We start from the raw sequence: 17,625 nt of genomic DNA, 5'->3' as shown, positions 1-17,625 counted from the left end.
CGCCGGTTGGTACGAAGAGAAAACCGAGCCCCTCTCCCAGCGCCGTCTCTGGGCCGGCTACGGTGCGGAGCGGCTGCATTACGATGATCTGGTGAGGACATATGGGGTTGAGGCTGCCGACCGAACCTTCCGATTTCTGAACAGCTGGAAGACGCATTACCGTCGGGCGGCCTTTATCGATACCGGCGCAGGGAAATCGTTGAAATACGAGCAATACGCCCGGGACATGGCTGAAGAATACGGCTGGGATTTCGAGCGGATCGAAGGTGACCATGCGCTGATGGAGAGGCTCCTGAAGGCGATGGAAAGCAGCGACGACATACTGGTGGTGCCGCCCCATCACGTCATTGGCTTCGACGCGCTTCGGGCCGGTCTGACCGCCAATCCCGCCTGGACGGGTCGAGCTGCGGACGCCTCCGGTCCCCAGGTGATGGTGGTGGACGACGTCCGGCCCTCCCTCCCGCGGCCCGACACCCGTCCCGCTTATGGGCGTGAAGAGGGGCCTCCAATGGTCAAAACCGGCTTGGGGATCGATGCGGGGGGCACCTACACTGATGCGGTGATCTATGACGTTGCCCGTGGAAAAACTCTTTCAAAGAGCAAGGCCCTGACCACAAAATGGGATTTTACCCGGGGTATCGGGGAGGCGCTCGCCGGCCTCGACGGCGAGCGCCTCCGGACGGTGGAAATGGTGGCCCTCTCCACGACGCTTGCCACCAACGCCATTGTTGAGGGGGAAGGACAGAAGGTCGGTATGATCCTGATGCCGCCCTACGGGCTTTTCGACAGCCGGGACATCGCCTATGAACCCAAGGCCGTGGTCTCCGGCTCTCTCGAGATTTCGGGTCAGGAGCGGACCCCCGTCGACCCGGAGGAAGTCCGACGCATCGTCCGGCGGATGGTCGACCGGGATCAGGTTCGGGCCTTTGCGGTATCGGGGTTCGCGGGCAGTATCAACCCGGTTCACGAACTGGCGGTAAAGCGGATCATCCGGGAGGAGACAGACCTCTTCGTGACCTGCGGTCATGAGCTGTCGGACATCCTCGATTTCAAGGTCCGGGCCCACACCGCCATGCTGAACGCCAGGATCATCCCACGCCTGGCCAGGCTTCTCGTGGATCTTGAAGCGGAGCTTTCCCGCTTCCACATCCACGCCCCAGTGGTGGTGGTAAAGGGGGACGGCACGCTCATGAGCGCGGCCATGGCCAAGGAGCGCCCGGTGGAGACGATACTTTCGGGACCTGCGGCCAGCGTGGCCGGCGCCCGGCACCTTACGGGGCTTGCCGACGCTCTGGTGGTGGACATGGGGGGCACCACCACGGACACGGCGATCCTTCTGGGTGGAGGGGTATCCCTTTGTGACAGCGGCTCCAACGTGGGGGGGCACAAAACCCACGTCAAGGCTTTGGAAATCCGTACCCGTGGCCTGGGCGGCGACAGTCTGATCCAGATGGAGAAAGAGTCGATCATCATCGGTCCCCGTCGGGTCGCCCCCATGGCCTGGCTGGGGACCCGTCACCCGGCCGCGGACCGGGCCGTCGCCTACCTGGAGACACGGATCCACCGATATGCAGCATCCACCCGGGGCATGCAGATGCTGGCCCTGAACGGGACCCCGGAGGATATGGACCTGACCGATTCGGAGCGGGAGATCGTCGATCTCCTTGCCGAGAGGCCCTTCAGCATCGACGAAATTCTCGAAAGAACCGGGGCCATGATCGAACGGGCGTTGCCCATCCGGCGCCTCGAGGAATACGCCGTTATCCAGCGTTGTGGCCTCACCCCGACGGACCTGCTTCACATTACCGGTCGCTTCGATCGATGGGATGGTCGGACTGCGTCGCGATATGCCGCCATATACGCGGCCCTGGAGAAAAAAGATACGGCGGAGATGGCCGAAGCCATGCTGGATAAGGTCGTCCGGGATCTGGCCTTGGAATTGCTCAAGCGGGAGTTGGACGGCAAGATCGATCCGGAGGCCGTTCACACCTGTCCCGTCTGCCGCACTTTGGTGGAGAACATGTTTGCCGGCGGCAGCGATCACTACCGTGTAAAGATTGACCTCAAACGCCCCGTCGTGGGTATCGGCGCACCCATCCACTACTTTCTGCCCCGGGCGGCAGCGGTTTTGGGGGCCAAGGCGGTCCTGCATCCGGATGCGGACGTGGCCAACGCGATCGGCGCCATTACGAGCGACGTCGTGGTCAAGCGCCACGTGCGCATCGTTCCGGATCAGGCCGGAGGATTTTTAATTGAAGGCATTTCCGGCATCCGGCATTTCCGGCGGTTCGAAGAGGCCGACGAATATGCCCGGGATCGGCTCGTTGCCCTGGTTCGGGACCAGGCCGCCGTTTCAGGCACCAGCGCCCGAAGGGTCGAGCTCATCACCGAGGATCAGGTTCCCAGGGCTGCCGGGGGCGCGGAAATCTTCATCGGCCGTGTCATCTCTGCCACGCTGGTGGGTCGACCCGATCGGGTGCTGCAGAAAACATGATGCCGCGTGTCGCGGACATGCAGCTGAGGCTGCGACGGTGATGGCCGCCGGCATGACGCACCTCCCCTTCAAGGTTGATGCCGCCATACACCCCCTTGGCACGGGAAAAGGCGAGATCGTCGAAGCATATGACCAGAATATTCGAATCGGTTTTCGAAGGTCACCTGTTTTTGCCGGATATCTTATTTTATACCGGGCGGATGCGGGAGTATCGTATTGGTGGCGGCGGGGTGCTGATTCGGCTTATCACCCGAGCAGGGTGTTTATTTTTTTCACAAGTTCCGTATTGGAGAACGGCTTGGTGATGTATGCGTCAGCCCCGAGATTCAAGCCTTTGGCGATATCCACATCCCGGCTCCGGGCCGTCAGGTAGATCACCTTGATGTCATCCCACTCCGGTCTTTCGCGGATCATCTGAAAAATTTCATACCCATCCAGATCGGGCAGCATGATGTCCAGAAGAATCAAATCCGGCTTGGACTGGGCAATGGTTTCCAGGGCGTCCTTACCACTTTGGGCCAGTTCCACTTCAAACCGGTTTTTTTCCAGCAGGAACTTGAGGGGGACAAGGATGCTCAACTCATCATCGACGATCAGTATTTTCTTTGAACCCATACACCCCTCCCATCTGTGTGGCAGCGATGCCGCGCCGTATCGTTTTTTGAGCCGTTTCCCGGGGTTGATGCCCTTTCGACAGATTGACGCCTATTCAAAATTGGATTATGCTGTCACTATCTGAATTATATCTGTTATTATAAGTATCAATAAATCCGACCGGCGACAATCGCAAATTGTAGTCGTGACGTCCGTTTCACCTGCGGCGAAACCGGATTTCCGGTATGGAGGAGGCTGTCATGGCACCGGACTCTCTTTGCAACAAAAGGCTTATCGCCTTGTTTTTGTTGGGCTATATATTACTGAACAACCCGTTGCTGTCGTTGTTCAATCAGCCCGGAATGGTTTGGGGGATTCCCCTGTTTTTTGGATATATTTTTGGCGTCTGGCTGTTGCTGATCATCCTGATCCTATTGGCCGTCGCTTCCGTCCCTCCGTCGTCGTGACGGCGCCATCCATGTTCCAACGCCCTCCCGCGGTACCAGGACATTAGCCCGTGTCGCCAATGCTGTCCACCGAGACCATTCTTTTCGCTTCCGTGTGCTATCTCGGCGCCTTGTTCGCCATCGCTTATTATGGCGACAAGCGCGCCGACGCCGGTCGCAGCATCATCAGCAACCCTTATGTCTATACCCTGTCCCTTGCGGTCTACTGTACGGCATGGACATTTTACGGCAGCGTGGGCCGGGCTGTCCGATCGGGCCCTGAATTTCTGGCCATCTATATCGGCCCGACCCTGATGGCCGCCCTGGGATGGGTGGTGATGCGGAAAATTCTGCGGATCAGCCGCATCCACCGGATTGCCTCCATCGCCGATTTTATCGCCTCCCGGTATGGGAAAAGCGTGGCACTGGGGGGGGTGGTGGCGGTCATTGCCGTGTTGGGCGTCGTTCCTTACATCTCCCTTCAACTCAAGGCCATCTCCGTCAGCTTTCTATTGTTGAGTCATTATTCCGAAGGTGCCGTTGCCGTGGGCTTCGGGAGTCTCTTCTTTCTCAAGGACACGGCGTTTTATGTGGCTGTTCTGCTGGCGGTGTTCGCCGTTCTTTTCGGTACGCGAAAACCGAAGGTGACCGAACGCCATGAAGGCCTGGTGGCGGCCATTGCCCTGGAATCGGTGGTCAAACTGGTCGCGTTTCTGGCCATTGGGTTTTTCGTGACTTACGGGCTTCATGACGGTGTGGCCGATCTCTTCTCCCATGCGGAGCATCGGCCTGATCTTCGTGATCTTTTCACCCTGGATATGTCCGCCGGCGCTTCCGCCGACTGGACCGTCCATGTCCTCCTCAGCATGCTGGCCATCGTTCTCCTGCCCCGACAATTTCAAATGGCCGTCGTTGAAAACGTCGATGAGGCGCATCTGAAAAAAGCGATGTGGCTATTTCCGCTTTATCTCCTGGCCATCAATCTGTTTGTTCTGCCGGTGGCCTTTTCGGGTATGATCCAGTTTGGCGGTCAGGCCGTCGATGCCGATACTTTTGTGCTGCGTTTGCCGCTGGTTTACGGTCGGCATGCACTGGCGCTTCTGGTATTCGTCGGGGGCATGTCGGCGGCTACGGGGATGGTAATCGTGGAAACCATCGCCCTTTCCACCATGATCAGCAATAATCTGGTGATGCCCCTGTTGCTGCATATTCCCGCCCTGAGACTGGGGCGACACAGCGATTTGGGCGCCTGGCTGGTGGCCGTCCGACACGCGGCGATTCTGTTGACGGTTCTTCTCGGCTATATCTACTTCCGTCAAACCGCCGAATATTACCCCCTCGTCGCCATCGGCCTGGTCTCTTTTGCCGCGGCGGCCCAGTTTGCGCCGGCGCTTCTGGGCGGGATATTCTGGAAGGGCGGCACCAAGGCCGGGGCCTTGAGCGGCCTCATCGCGGGCTTTCTGGTGTGGCTCTATACCTTGGTTCTTCCCACCATGACGGATGCCGGCCTGCTGTCTTCGGGATTTATCCGGGAAGGGCCCTTCGGCCTCCATTGGCTGCGGCCGTTCCATCTCTTCGGGCTTACGGGCCTGGATACCATTTCCCACGGCGTCTTCTGGAGCCTTCTCATCAATACCGGCGCCTATATCGGTGTATCGCTTTTCAGTGAACAGTCCGTTTTGGAAAAAAACCAGGCGATCCTGTTTGTGGATGTCTTCCATTTCTCCCAGAAAGCCGAAGATTCCGCCATCTGGCGCGGGACGGCAAGAGTTCCGGACCTGACATCGCTTCTGGAACGATTTCTGGGGAAGGCGCGTACCCAGGAGGCCTTGGATGCCTATGTCCAAAAGCACCACGCGGACCGGAATCGGCCTCTGACCGCCGATCCGGGGTTTGTCACCCATGTCGAAAAAGTCTTGACCGAAGTGATCGGTTCGGCCTCGGCTCGTGTCATGGTGGCCTCGGTGGTGACCGAAGAAAGCTTCGGCATCGAGGCGGTGATGGATATCGTTGACGAGACGCGTCAGGTCATCATTCACAGCCACGAGTTGGAGAAGGCGACCGCCGATCTCAAGGCGGCCAATGAGCGGCTTCAGGAGCTGGATCGCCTCAAGGATGAATTTATTTCCACGGTGACCCACGAGCTGCGCACGCCGCTCACCGCCATTCAGTCGATTGCCGAGATTTTGAGAGAGTATCCCGATACAGACAAAAAAGAACAGGGTGAGTTTCTCGAAATCATGATCAACGAAATCCATCGCCTGGCGCGTTTGATCAATCAGGTGCTCGACTTTCAGAAAATCGAAGCGGGCCGGATGGCATGGCAGGTCACCGCTTTGGATCTCGGCGGGGTGATTCGCCACGCCGTCACTGCTACGCGTCAGCTTGTCGCGGAGAAAGATCTCCGATTGACGGTGGCTTTGCCGGAACATACCCCTGAAATTTCAGGAGATCGAGATCAATTGGTGCAGGTTATGGTCAACCTGATTTCCAACGCGGTCAAGTTCTGCGACCCTCATACCGGCCGAATTCATATCGCCATGGTTCATCAGGACAACATCCTGACGGTCAGTGTCAGAGACAACGGCGTCGGTATCAGTGAAGATGCCCAGTCGTTGATATTTGAGCAGTTTACCCAGGTTTCGTCCGCCGGTCGCGGCCGGCCCCAGGGCAGCGGCCTGGGCCTTGCCATCACCAAGCGCATCGTGGCGTTTCACGGCGGCACCATATCCGTTCGGAGCGCGCCGGAGCAGGGGACCGTCTTTACGGTTGCCCTGCCGGTTGACCGAACGGGCGGCATGCACTAACTCTGGCGGTGAACATTGGTGGACATCTTGTCGACAGACCACATGTGGTAAATCAGACCTATTTGAGCGGGATGTCGTTTTGAGCTTTGCCGTCCTGATAGACAGCCGAGAGCGCGGCATAGGTGCGCTTCAGCCGCGCCACACGCTGATTCATCACACATGTCTTCTCCAAAGTCATGAGGGCGCCGGAGAAGGTGACGATCAGGAAGAGATGTCGGTGTCGTCCGAGGCCGTTCGCTTCCGGCTGTAGCGCGTCATGCATTTATCCAGGCAATCCGGGCAGTTGGACTCGACGATCCTGTTCCTTGAAAAAAAGGTGTTGAAGTTGGCGATCCAATCCTCTCCGGCCCGGGGACACTGGTGAACATAGTCGATGAACTGCACCAGGCGGTTGATGGCGACCTTGTCCATGGCGTGCTCCATCCGGCAGGCGTTCTCTTCCGCCCGGTCTTCGTCGAGAAGGAGAACACAGTGCAGGAAATCTTTGATGACATGGTGGCGCCGCAGGACTTCCATGGCGATCCTTTCGCCTTCAGGAGTCAGGGTGATAAAACTGTAGGGCTTGTAGTTGACCAGCCCTTTCTCCGACAAGGTTCTCAGGGCGGAAGTAACGGTGCCGCTCAGCACGCCGATCTTCTCGGCGATGTCCTTTACCCTGGCCACGGTGTTCTCCCGCTGCAACTCCAGAATTGTTTCAAGGTAATTCTCTAAATTTTCGGAAAGCCCCTGCATGCGCCCTCTTGTGCTTTTTTCCGGGATTGACGACGTCGGATGATGCGGCGAATTTTTTAACGATCGCATACATCAGATCAGCTGTCAAATTTTTTTCCCTCCGTCATAAAAATGTTGTTAGGCGTATCAAAATTTTGACAAATCAAATATTTTTTGATTGATGCGTCGTTTCCCGGACGGGAGTGATGGATCCGGATGAATCTGCCGTTCAGGAGCCGGTGTCGTTGTGGAAGCGTGAATAGGATTCATCCAGAGCTTTTTGAATGGCGAGGATGGCATTGCCGACGTCATTTTTTCGGCCTGGCCACTCGCTGTCACCAGAGGCTTTCATTTTTTTGAATTTGGCCCATGCTGCCTCGTTTTTCTTTTTGAGGGCATCCAACTCACGGTTATATGCCGCCTTGTCCGCGTTGGCGATCCGGTCTTTTCGGGATTCCAGTGCCTCAAGCCTGGCCATGCAGGTGTTGAGTTCTTCACCGAATTTGCCTTCACACGCATCTCGTGTTTCCATGTCTCGCTCCTTTAATTATGCAGATTATGCAGATGGTTGTTTTTCAACTTTCGACTTTTATGATGGTGACCGGTGAGGTGCCGGGCCGTATCCGCCCGGCACCGGCCTATCAAAGTCGAAAGTTGCGTTATTTGTCGTACGGTTTTTCCCGGTATGAACACATGGTAATACCTGAGACGAAATGCTCAAGTGCGAAATTGGGCGCGCTATGGATCGTTGCATGTGCAGGAGCCCTCCAGGCCGGCGGTTGGATGCCGGCCCGGCCTGAAGGTTTCCAGAATATGCTGCATTTATGCAACATCCTCGTACTCGGCGTCGATGACGTCATCGACGTCCCGGGACCGACCGCCCTGCGGCGATGTCGAGGGGCCGCCGGCCGTCTTCGTTTCCGGACCCTGAGCGCCTTGGGGACCTCTCTGGTACATGGCCTCGGTCATACGATGCACAGCCTGGGTCAGGATTTCCGAGCGCTGCTGAATTTCCGCCGCATTATCGCCGGCCATGGCCTTTTTCAGGTTGTCGACGGCTGTCTCGATGTCGCGTTGAATTTCCCCGTCCACGGTGGAACCCTGCTCCCGCAGACTTTTCTCCGTCGAGTAGATCAGGGTGTCGGCCTGGTTACGGGCGCTCACCAATTCCTTTCTACGACGGTCCTCTTCCTGATGCAACTCGGCCTCACGGATCAGCCGCTCGACTTCGGCCTTGTCGAGGCCGGATGCAGCCGTAATGCGGATGGACTGTTCCCGGCCGGTGGCTGTGTCCTTCGCCGATACGCTGACGATGCCGTTGGCGTCGATGTCAAAGGTCACTTCGATCTGAGGGGTTCCCCGGGGTGCCGGGGGAATGCCGACCAGTTCGAATCGCCCCAGGACTTTGTTGTCTTTGGCCATTTCGCGCTCGCCCTGCAGCACCTGTATGGTCACGGCTGTCTGATTGTCCTCGGCCGTTGAGAAGATTTCGCTTTTCCTGGCGGGAATCGTCGTGTTCTTTTCAATCAGCTTCGTCATGACGCCCCCCAGGGTTTCGATGCCGAGAGAGAGCGGTGTGACGTCGAGCAGGAGCACGTCCTTGACGTCCCCCTTGAGAACGGCGCCTTGAACGGCAGCCCCCATGGCCACCACTTCATCCGGGTTGACGCCTTTGTGGGGTTCCCTGCCGAAAATCTTCCTGACCCGCTCCTGGACGATCGGCATCCGGGTCATGCCGCCGACCAGAATCACCTGGTCGATGTCCGATGTGGATAGACCGGCGTCTTTCAGCGCTGTTTCGCACGGGCCGGTCAGCCGATCGAGCAGATCCGAGACCAGGGATTCGAGTTTGGCCCGGGTAATACGGATGTTGAGATGCTTTGGGCCGCCGGCGTCCGCAGTGATGAACGGGAGATTGACGTCGGTTTCCAGGGTCGTGGAAAGTTCGATTTTGGCCTTTTCGGCAGCCTCCTTGAGCCGTTGGAGAGCCATCTTGTCCGTCCTCAGGTCGATTCCCTGGTCTCTTTTGAATTCGTCCGCCAGGTAATCGACCAGCCGCAGGTCGAAATCCTCCCCACCCAGGTGGGTGTCACCGCTGGTGGCCTTGACCTCGAAGACGCCGTCGCCGATGTCGAGCACCGAAATATCAAAGGTGCCGCCGCCCAGATCAAAGACGACGATCTTGCTGTCGCTGCCTTTGTCCATGCCGTAGGCCAAAGCTGCTGCCGTGGGTTCATTGATGATTCTCAGGACGTTCAATCCGGCGATCCTGCCCGCATCCTTTGTCGCTTGACGCTGACTGTCGTCAAAATACGCCGGCACTGTGATGACGGCGTCCGTGACCGCTTCCCCGAGGTAGGTTTCGGCGCTTGCCTTGAGGTTGGACAGAATGAAGGCGGAAATCTCCGCCGGGCTGTAAGACTTGCCCTCCAGATTGATCCGTACGTCCCCGTTGGCCGCTTTTTCGATTTTATACGGCAGAACGAGTCGGTCTTTCCGGACTTCCGGAGAGTCGAATTTTCGCCCGATCAGCCGTTTGACGCCAAAGACCGTATTTTCCGGATTGGTGACTGCCTGGCGTTTAGCGATCTGTCCTACGATCCGATCGCCGTTCCGGGTGACGGCGACTGTTGAGGGCGTTGTTCGGCCGCCCTCCGTATTGTTGATAATCACGGGCTCGCCGCCCTGCATGATCGAAATGCAGGAATTTGTCGTTCCAAGATCGATACCGATAACGTGTTTCATGGAATGTCCTTTCTTGTGCAGTGATATTATTTTTATCAATTTTTAAAAAAAGTAATATGCGTAAAAAATAAGTCAATATAAATTTGTTGGGTTTTTGTTTTTTTCGAAGTTTCCTGGGAATGAAATTCCATCCTCAAAAAAATGAAAAAACCTTTATTGATCTATTGGTCACAAATGGATAAATTTCGAAACTGAACAGTTGAATGAGGAAAATGTCGTGATGAAGGATGAAGATATCAGGGATAAGGTTGACATCCGGGATGAAGACATCAGAAGGCTCAACTTCATTCGGGATGCCGGGCGGTATGTGTTTCGAAAACACTTTCGTCAGGGCCTCCGATCCCGAATCATGGCGGTGCTGGACGCCGATGATGTTGTGCGGGAGACCTCGGGGGAGATGGTGGACGGTATTCGTGTCTTCCCGCGGGCTCGCCCCAGAAAAATGCTCCGGATATTTACGAAACGATTTGAGCGTTCGGCTCATGCCCACGAAGAGGCCCGGACCTACAAGATCATCGAGGCGGGCCTTGGTAACCGACATGTGGCGACGTCCAGCGAATTTATCGTGACGTATCGCCGAACGGGCCGGGGCCGTCCATGGGAGATCGTGCTGTGTGGCCTTCAAGAGTACGTTGCGGGAGAAATTCTTGATCCCTGGGGTTTTTTTTATGAAAAGCACCTCGAGGCGCTCTGCAGCAGCATTCAGGCCAAAGACGGCGATCCTCGGGGGCATTCATTCGAAAATTGGGTCCGGAACGTCCGCAAGAGCGCCGAAGATCTCATCGTCCGGCTCAAGGAAATGATTTTGAAAACAGGGTTCATCCCGGATTTGTCGGGCTTTGGCAACCTGATTCTGACCCCTGAAGGCGACATCAAACTCGTAGACATCAACAACGTTTCAAGAGTGGTATTTGACGATGTCGTCCGCACAGACGACAGAGGGTATCCGGTATGCGACAAATCCATCGAAGTTATGGCCGTGCTGGAGCAGCAGCTGCTCGGACGGGCCGTTGATATGAATGCGCTCCTCTACAGGCACTTTCTCGACACCGAAAGAACGAACCAGGTTAAAATCCTCGAGGAAAAATTTTACGCAGCGCACTCCGGCGGCGCGTAAGCGCCGTGTTATCGAGGCGATGGGATAGAGAGGACATTCCCCATATCATCTTTTCGGATCTCAGGCTTCAGCGGCGACGGCGAAGGTTGACATCGCCGGGAGAATACCGGACCGACGCATGATTCGGATACCGGGTTTTTCGGCGGAAGGGTTCCCGGAAACGGGATTTTCGCCGGCCTTGTACTCGGCGCGGCACCTGTGGTATAGGCGAGGATCATTCAAAATCGCAGCAGGAGAAGATTCCATGACAGACGCCAGACGAGACGATTCGGCCGCTCCGCCGAATTTCATTCGACATATCATCAAGGAAGACATCGCCGGCGGCAGGTACGACGGTCGGGTCGTCACGCGTTTTCCGCCCGAGCCCAACGGTTACCTCCACATCGGGCACGCCAAATCCATCTGCCTCAATTTCGGGCTGGCCAAAGAATTCGGGGGCGTCTGCCACATGCGGTTCGACGACACCAATCCCGCCAGGGAAGAGACGGAATACGTCGATTCGATCCTGGAGGATGTGAGGTGGCTTGGCTTCAGCTGGGGTGAACATCTCTATTATGCCTCCGATTATTTCGAGCGGCTATACGATTTCGCCGTTCGCCTGATCGAGATGGGCAAGGCTTACGTGGACAGCCTCAGTCCCGATGAAATAAGGGAATACCGGGGAACCCTGACGTCGCCGGGAAAGGAGAGTCCTTACCGGAACCGCTCCGTGGCGGAAAATCTCGATCTGTTCCAGCGCATGCGCGCGGGTGAATTCGAGGACGGCGCGCACGTCCTGCGGGCAAAAATCGATATGTCCGCACCCAACATCATCATGCGGGACCCGGCCCTCTTCCGTATCCGCAAAGTCGGTCACCACCGGACCGGCGATACATGGTGTATCTATCCCATGTACGATTTTACCCACTGTCTTTCGGATTCCATCGAGGGAATCACCCATTCCATCTGCACCCTGGAGTTCGAGAACAACCGGGAGCTTTACGACTGGGTCCTTGACACACTGGCGGTTTACCATCCGCAACAGATCGAGTTCGCTCGGCTCAATCTCAGCTATACGGTGCTCAGCAAGCGTAAACTGATTCAGTTGGTGTCCGAGGGGCATGTGTCCGGCTGGGATGATCCGAGAATGCCCACCATCTCGGGATTGCGACGCCGGGGATACACGTCCGCGGCCATCCGGAATTTCTGTGAAAGGATCGGTGTGGCCCGCCGGGACAGCATGGTGGACATCGCTCTTTTGGAATACAGCATCCGGGAAGACCTGAATCGACGTGCCCCGCGAATGATGGCCGTCTTGAGACCCCTCAGGATTGTCATCGAGAACTATCCCGAGGGCGAAGTGGAAGCGCTTGAGTTTATCAACAACCCCGAAGACCCGGCGGCCGGCACCCGTAAGGTCCCGTTTTCCAGGGAGCTCTACATCGAGCAGGAGGACTTCATGGAAAATCCGCCCAAAAAATTCTTCCGATTGGCGCCGGGCCGGGAGGTGCGGCTTCGATACGCCTATTTTATCACCTGCACCGAGGTGGTGAAGGATGATGCAGGGCGGATCGTCGAGCTGCGCTGCACCTACGATCCGGCGACCAAGGGCGGAGACGCTCCCGACGGCCGGAAGGTCAAGGGAACCCTCCACTGGGTTTCGGCGGCCCATGCCGTTCCCGCGGAGGTGCGTCTCTACGATACGCTTTTCACATTGGAAAATCCAGCGGAGTGCGAGGATTTCCGGTCGTGCCTCAACCCGGATTCCCTGAAGGTCCTCACCGACTGCCGGGTGGAGCCCGATCTGGCCGATGCCCTGCCGGAGACCGGCTTTCAATTCGAACGGACGGGCTATTTCTGCGCGGACCGCGACAGCCGGCCCGGCCGACCGGTTTTCAACCGCACCGTGACGCTGCGGGACACCTGGGCCAAGATCCAGAAAAAAGAGCAGAAGCAGGCCTGATAGGCTGAACCGCCATAAACCGAGGACTGAAGGCGCAGCAGCGCTTTCTTTTCGGTCTTCAGCCTGATGTTCACACAACCTTTGGGAAGGCAGCATGACGACATCAGAGTCAACCGACTGCTGCGAGCTCACCGTCTGCACCCTGGCCAGCGGGAGCCGGGGCAACGCCGTTTACATCTCGGACGGACGGACCGGACTTCTAGTGGACGCCGGGCTTTCGGGGGTGGAGATCGAGCGGCGTCTGGCCGCACGAAATCTGTGCCCGAAGAACATCGACGCCATTCTCGTCTCCCACGAGCACACGGATCACATCAAGGGCGTAGGCGTCCTCAGCCGGAAGTATTCCCTTCCCGTCTACATGACCCCCAAAACGGCCCGGGCCGTTGGGTCCAAACTGGGACGGATCGACGAGGTGCGGCACTTCGAGCCGGGCGTCCGGTTTCGGGTGGATCGACTCACGATCCACCCTTTCTCCCTTTCACATGACGCGGCCGACCCTGCGGGATTTACCATCGGCCGGAACGGCACCAGTATCGGCCTGGCCACCGACCTGGGCGTGGCCACCGCCCTTGTCAAGGCCCACCTCCGGGCTTGCACCCTGCTGATCCTCGAGGCCAACCATGATCCGGACCTCCTCATGCACGGTCCCTACCCGTGGCACCTCAAGCAGCGGGTCAAAGGTCGGACCGGCCACCTCTCCAACAGCCAATCCCGGGAACTGCTCCAGGAGGTCATCCATGAAGGGATGCGTCACGTCATTCTGGGGCACCTGAGTCAGCAAAACAACACTCCGGACCACGCCCTCCGGGAGGTCGCCCTGGCCCTGAACGGCCACAAGACCCGTATTTCCGTCGCACTTCAGGACACCTGCGGGGAACTGATCCGGGTGCAGACACCCGCTGAAAAAGCGCCTTAATCCCGCTGATGGATGTGCCGGAGGACGGTCCGCTGGATGCGCAGACCGAAACTTAGCCGTTAGCCGAATGGAGGGGCTCTGATGAAAAAAGGAGCTGTTGCGCTTTTCCTGGAAAAACTGGCCCGGCATCTGGCCCTTCTGGCCTGCCTGGCGATCGTGGCCAGGGCCTCGGGCTGGACCGATGCCGGCCCGACGTCCATTATGGTTCTGATCGTCCTGGCCACAGCTACCCATTGGGGCGGCAGAGCGTTGTCCGGTGCCCGCCGGGAGCCGAGGTCCAGATGATCCACGAACGCCTTCAACCGGATCACGTTCACCTGGACGTACGGGGGGCTCTGGAGCCGGTCCTCCGGCGAATGGCAGGAGGGCTGCCCCACGGGGAAGAGCTGCTGGAGAGGCTGCAACCGCTTCTCGAAGACCTGGACACCCTTTTGCTCATGCCCTCCGACGATGTGGTGTTGCCCCATTTCCGGATGGCCGGCCTCGAGGAGCCCCAACTGGCCCTGGGGATCTCACGCCGCGGGATCGCCTGCCGCGGGAAATCCCCACGCATCATCCTGTTTTTGGTGTCGCCGGAGGAGGATCCCTCGGGCCATCTTAAGCTGCTGCAGCGGGTGTCGGCCCTGCTGCCGGAGCTGGCGAAACGTCTGGCCGCCGTTCGGTCCCCCAGCCAGGCGATCCGTATCCTGGCGGAGGGGGAGCAGCACTCCATTCGCCCCACCTTTCTCAATCTTACCCAGGACCAGGTCGCCCTTGAACTCCGAACGGATTTTACAACCGGTCTGAGCGCGCCGGAAGCGGCGCGTCGCCTGGGCCTGCACGGTCCCAACCTGATTCGAAAGAAACGCCGGGTGCCCTGGCATCTGAAGCTGCTGCGCAATTTTTTCAGCTTTTTTGCGGTGCTTCTGTGGCTGGCGGCCCTGCTCTGCTATCTCCCCGGCGTGGACATGCCCCAGTTGGGGGCGGCCATCCTGATCGTGATCCTTCTGAACGGCTGGTTCTCTTTTTTACAGGAATATCGCTCCGACAAGGCCGTGGAAACGCTTCAACAGCTCATAGCCCAGCGGTGCCGCGTGGTTCGGGACGGCAGCGTCACGGAGATCGACGCCGCCCGCATCGTTCCCGGGGATCTGCTGCTGCTGGAGGCCGGCGACATCGTTCCCGCGGACGCGAGGCTTATCGAGGCGAACGAGCTGGAGGTCGACAACGCCTCCCTCACAGGGGAGTCGACCTCGGCCAAGCGCTACAAATCGGACCGGCCGGCGCTTCTGCCCGGTCGGTTTCTCTGGATCGAACTGCCCAATGTACTGTTTGCCGGGTCCATCATCATCACCGGCACGGGAAAGGCCTTGGTGTTCGGAACGGGTATGAACTCGGAGATTGGCCGGATCGCGCAGTTGACCGAGGCCGTGGCGCCCGAGAAGAGCCCCCTGCAGAAACAGCTCCAGGGCACGGTTTATGCCATTGCCCTCCTGGCCACCGTCCTGGGCATCGCCTTTCTGCTCCTGGGATGGTTGGTGGCGGGTCTGGGGTTCCTTCAGGCTATGATCTTTTTTATCGGTATTTTCGTGGCCAATGTTCCGGAAGGGCTCCTACCCACCGTCACGCTCTCCCTGGCGATGGGGGTCTCCCGGATGGCCAAGCGCAACGCCCTTGTCAAACACCTCTCCTCCGTGGAAACCCTTGGGTGCACCACCGTGATCTGCAGCGATAAAACCGGAACGCTGACCCAGAATCTCGTTATGGTCAGCCGCTTCTGGGCCGGCGGCGAACTCTACGAGGTCACCGGCGAAGGATACTGTCCAGAAGGCGAATTCCGCCTTGGGGGCCGGAAAATCGAACGGGAGCAGGTGACCGAGAATATCGCTGCCGCCAGGCTGCTGGAATGTGCCTACATCTGCAACAACGCCCATCTGGAAAAGAACAGGGGCGGGTGGCGGATTCTGGGCGATCCGACCGAAGGCGCTCTGGTTGTTTTCGCCCGAAAGGCCGGTTTGCTGGGCATTCACCAGCGCCTGCATGTCAATCCGTTCGAATCGATGCGCAAGCGCATGAGCGTTTTGGTGAAGGTGGCGGCCACCCGGGAAAAAATTCTTTATCTCAAGGGCGCTTTGGTGGAGACCCTTGAACGCTGCGACCGTATTCTTCACAACGGACGCCCCCGGGCCATTTCCGAGGACCAGCGTCGGGAAATTCTCACCGCGAGCGACACATTTGCACGCAGAGGGTATCGGATTATGGCCTTTGCCTACCGCGATGAACCCAGCTTAGCCGGCCTTCAGGATTTCGGCATTGAATCGGCCGAACAAAAGCTGATCTTCATCGGGTTCACGGCCATGTCCGACCCGGTGAGGCCGAATGTGCCCGAGGCCGTCCGGATCTGCCACAAAGCCGGCATCCGGGTGATCATGATCACCGGCGATTATCCCCTTACCGCCGCGAGCGTTGGCCGGGAGATCGGCCTCGGCGAGGGGAGCGACGCTCCGCCGAAGGTGTTCACCGGTGCGGAAATCGCCGACATGGCGGACAGCGAGCTCAAGGATATCCTTGCCCGGGAGGAGACGATTTTTGCGCGGGTTTCGCCTGAACAGAAGCTGCGAATCGTTTCGCAGCTCAAGGCCCTGGAAGAGGTCGTGGCGGTGACCGGTGACGGGGTGAACGACGGCCCCGCCCTGCGGCGGGCCGACATCGGCATCGCCATGGGGCGCCGCGGCGCGGGGGTGGCCAAGGAGGCGGCCCATATGATCCTGAGCGACGACAACTTTGCTTCCATCGTCGCCGCGGTGGAGGAAGGGCGTGGCGTTTTCGAGAACATCAAGCGTTTTGTCGCCTACATCCTCAACAGCAACCCCCAGGAGCTTTACCCTTACATCTTCTGGATGCTCTTTCCCGGAACGCCCCTGGCCATGACGGTCATGGGCGTGCTCGCGGTGGATATCGGCACCGATCTGATTCCAGCCATGGGACTGGGTATCGAACGGCCCGAAAGCGGCATGATGGATCGGCCCCCGCGGCGAAAAGATGAAAAACTGCTCTCCATGGGGTTCATCCTGCGCTCCTATTTCGTCCAGGGCACCCTCCTGGCCCTGGCTTGTTATACCAACTATTATTTTGCGGGCTGGTACATGGGGTGGTGGTCGCCGTCATCCTCTCTCGCCGTCATGCCGGCCTCACCCGAAGGCCTCGATATGAGCGAGGCATCAACAGCCTACCTGATGTCGCTATCCGCCTATTTTTTGCCCACGGTGACCACCCAGATCGCCAACGTTCTTTGCAAGCGATCCTGGGCCACCTCTCTTTTCAGCCGGGATTTCCTGCCTCCCCATCACCGGGAGGAGATCCTGGAGCGTATCCGCACCTGGCGGCCATTGGCATATCCGCTCCCCGAGAGGCTCGATCGAAGCATCATCGAACAAACCTCTCCCGGCGCCGTGCGCCGACCCATCACGTTGCTCTGGCACTGGTTCGCTTTTCCCCCGCGTCTTGCGCTTCACTATCTTTCGCGCTTTTTCCTGCTGCTGGAGCGTCCCTTGGTGCGGCCGGCAATGGCGGGATCCGGCCGTTTTCTGGCGCGACATCCGATTCTGTTGAATTTCATCTCCAACCCATTGATTGACCTGGGGATTTTGTTCGAGGTAGTGCTTTGCTGGGCCTTTTTCTACACCGACCTGTCGCATATTTATTATTTTGCCCCGGTGCCTTGGCCCGTTTATCTCTTTGCCCTTCATGGAATCCTCATCCTGTTTGCCTTCGAGGAGACCAAAAAATATTTTCGTCGGCGGGGCCACCGATTGGATTTTCTGGGATGAAAGCCCCGAGACCCCATGATTCTTCGGAATCCCTGGAAAACCAC

At 58.2% G+C, this 17,625-nt stretch carries 12 protein-coding genes; 8 read left to right on the top strand and 4 right to left on the bottom strand.

The window, feature by feature from the left end:
- Window positions 1–2,494 (top strand): hydantoinase/oxoprolinase N-terminal domain-containing protein (locus AB7S84_RS06110; protein ID WP_428153439.1); only part of this gene is annotated, 2,494 nt, incomplete at its 5' end.
- Between the two features lie 246 nt (window positions 2,495–2,740).
- Here the strand turns inward: AB7S84_RS06110 and AB7S84_RS06105 are convergent.
- A complete protein-coding gene (locus AB7S84_RS06105) occupies window positions 2,741–3,109 on the bottom strand; it encodes a response regulator transcription factor (protein ID WP_020876232.1) in 369 nt (122 codons plus the stop codon).
- 239 nt (window positions 3,110–3,348) lie between these two features.
- Here AB7S84_RS06105 and AB7S84_RS06100 point away from each other — a divergent pair, with 239 nt between their 5' ends.
- Together AB7S84_RS06100 and AB7S84_RS06095 are read left to right on the top strand one after the other, a co-directional pair.
- Entirely contained in the window at window positions 3,349–3,555 is a 207-nt protein-coding gene (locus AB7S84_RS06100; protein WP_020876233.1) for a hypothetical protein, read from the top strand.
- A gap of 59 nt (window positions 3,556–3,614) precedes the next feature.
- The gene (locus tag AB7S84_RS06095) at window positions 3,615–6,341 is read left to right on the top strand and encodes an ATP-binding protein (protein WP_428153441.1); all 2,727 of its coding nucleotides are present in this window, start codon (window positions 3,615–3,617) and stop codon (window positions 6,339–6,341) included.
- A gap of 201 nt (window positions 6,342–6,542) precedes the next feature.
- On the opposite strand, the gene AB7S84_RS06090 is transcribed toward AB7S84_RS06095, so the two are convergent.
- The 3 genes from AB7S84_RS06090 to dnaK form a co-directional block, all read right to left on the bottom strand.
- Entirely contained in the window at window positions 6,543–7,073 is a 531-nt protein-coding gene (locus tag AB7S84_RS06090) for a metal-dependent transcriptional regulator (RefSeq protein ID WP_020876236.1), read from the bottom strand.
- A 208-nt stretch (window positions 7,074–7,281) separates the two neighbouring features.
- A complete protein-coding gene (locus AB7S84_RS06085; RefSeq protein ID WP_428153434.1) occupies window positions 7,282–7,584 on the bottom strand; it encodes a hypothetical protein in 303 nt (100 codons plus the stop codon).
- A gap of 290 nt (window positions 7,585–7,874) precedes the next feature.
- A complete protein-coding gene (gene dnaK / locus AB7S84_RS06080) occupies window positions 7,875–9,797 on the bottom strand; it encodes a molecular chaperone DnaK (RefSeq protein WP_428153432.1) in 1,923 nt (640 codons plus the stop codon).
- A gap of 220 nt (window positions 9,798–10,017) precedes the next feature.
- Between dnaK and AB7S84_RS06075 the strand changes: the two genes are divergently transcribed.
- The 5 genes from AB7S84_RS06075 (at window position 10,018) to AB7S84_RS06055 (ending at window position 17,581) form a co-directional block, all read left to right on the top strand.
- Window positions 10,018–10,914 (top strand): hypothetical protein, encoded by an 897-nt coding sequence (locus AB7S84_RS06075; protein WP_020876239.1) that lies wholly within the window; start codon window positions 10,018–10,020, stop codon window positions 10,912–10,914.
- A 244-nt stretch (window positions 10,915–11,158) separates the two neighbouring features.
- Window positions 11,159–12,856 carry a glutamine--tRNA ligase/YqeY domain fusion protein gene (locus tag AB7S84_RS06070; RefSeq protein ID WP_428153430.1) on the top strand — a complete coding sequence of 566 codons (1,698 nt, stop codon included), beginning with the start codon at window positions 11,159–11,161 and terminating at the stop codon, window positions 12,854–12,856.
- Window positions 12,857–12,950: 94 nt separating this feature from the next.
- Window positions 12,951–13,772, top strand: coding sequence for an MBL fold metallo-hydrolase (locus AB7S84_RS06065; protein ID WP_020876241.1), 822 nt, complete (start codon window positions 12,951–12,953; stop codon window positions 13,770–13,772).
- An 81-nt stretch (window positions 13,773–13,853) separates the two neighbouring features.
- Window positions 13,854–14,057, top strand: coding sequence for a hypothetical protein (locus AB7S84_RS06060; RefSeq protein WP_020876242.1), 204 nt, complete (start codon window positions 13,854–13,856; stop codon window positions 14,055–14,057).
- Window positions 14,054–17,581 carry an HAD-IC family P-type ATPase gene (locus tag AB7S84_RS06055; protein WP_428153427.1) on the top strand — a complete coding sequence of 1,176 codons (3,528 nt, stop codon included), beginning with the start codon at window positions 14,054–14,056 and terminating at the stop codon, window positions 17,579–17,581. Before AB7S84_RS06060 ends, AB7S84_RS06055 begins: the two co-directional genes overlap by 4 nt.
- The last annotated feature ends 44 nt before the right edge of the window (window positions 17,582–17,625 follow it).

The organism is Desulfococcus sp., from assembly GCF_050178255.1.
Lineage (GTDB): Bacteria > Desulfobacterota > Desulfobacteria > Desulfobacterales > Desulfococcaceae > Desulfococcus > Desulfococcus multivorans.
Note: the sequence above shows the minus strand (reverse complement) of the source record. Positions and strands in the feature narration are given on the sequence as shown.

Bases quoted from the DNA above. Each gene is read 5' to 3' on its own strand.
- AB7S84_RS06105 (WP_020876232.1), bottom strand. From the start codon at position 3,109: ATGGGTTCAAAGAAAATACTGATCGTCGATGATGAGTTGAGCATCCTT.
- AB7S84_RS06100 (WP_020876233.1), top strand. From the start codon at position 3,349: ATGGCACCGGACTCTCTTTGCAACAAAAGGCTTATCGCCTTGTTTTTG.
- AB7S84_RS06095 (WP_428153441.1), top strand. From the start codon at position 3,615: ATGCTGTCCACCGAGACCATTCTTTTCGCTTCCGTGTGCTATCTCGGC.
- AB7S84_RS06090 (WP_020876236.1), bottom strand. From the start codon at position 7,073: ATGCAGGGGCTTTCCGAAAATTTAGAGAATTACCTTGAAACAATTCTG.
- AB7S84_RS06085 (WP_428153434.1), bottom strand. From the start codon at position 7,584: ATGGAAACACGAGATGCGTGTGAAGGCAAATTCGGTGAAGAACTCAAC.
- dnaK (WP_428153432.1), bottom strand. From the start codon at position 9,797: ATGAAACACGTTATCGGTATCGATCTTGGAACGACAAATTCCTGCATT.
- AB7S84_RS06075 (WP_020876239.1), top strand. From the start codon at position 10,018: ATGAAGGATGAAGATATCAGGGATAAGGTTGACATCCGGGATGAAGAC.
- AB7S84_RS06070 (WP_428153430.1), top strand. From the start codon at position 11,159: ATGACAGACGCCAGACGAGACGATTCGGCCGCTCCGCCGAATTTCATT.
- AB7S84_RS06065 (WP_020876241.1), top strand. From the start codon at position 12,951: ATGACGACATCAGAGTCAACCGACTGCTGCGAGCTCACCGTCTGCACC.
- AB7S84_RS06060 (WP_020876242.1), top strand. From the start codon at position 13,854: ATGAAAAAAGGAGCTGTTGCGCTTTTCCTGGAAAAACTGGCCCGGCAT.
- AB7S84_RS06055 (WP_428153427.1), top strand. From the start codon at position 14,054: ATGATCCACGAACGCCTTCAACCGGATCACGTTCACCTGGACGTACGG.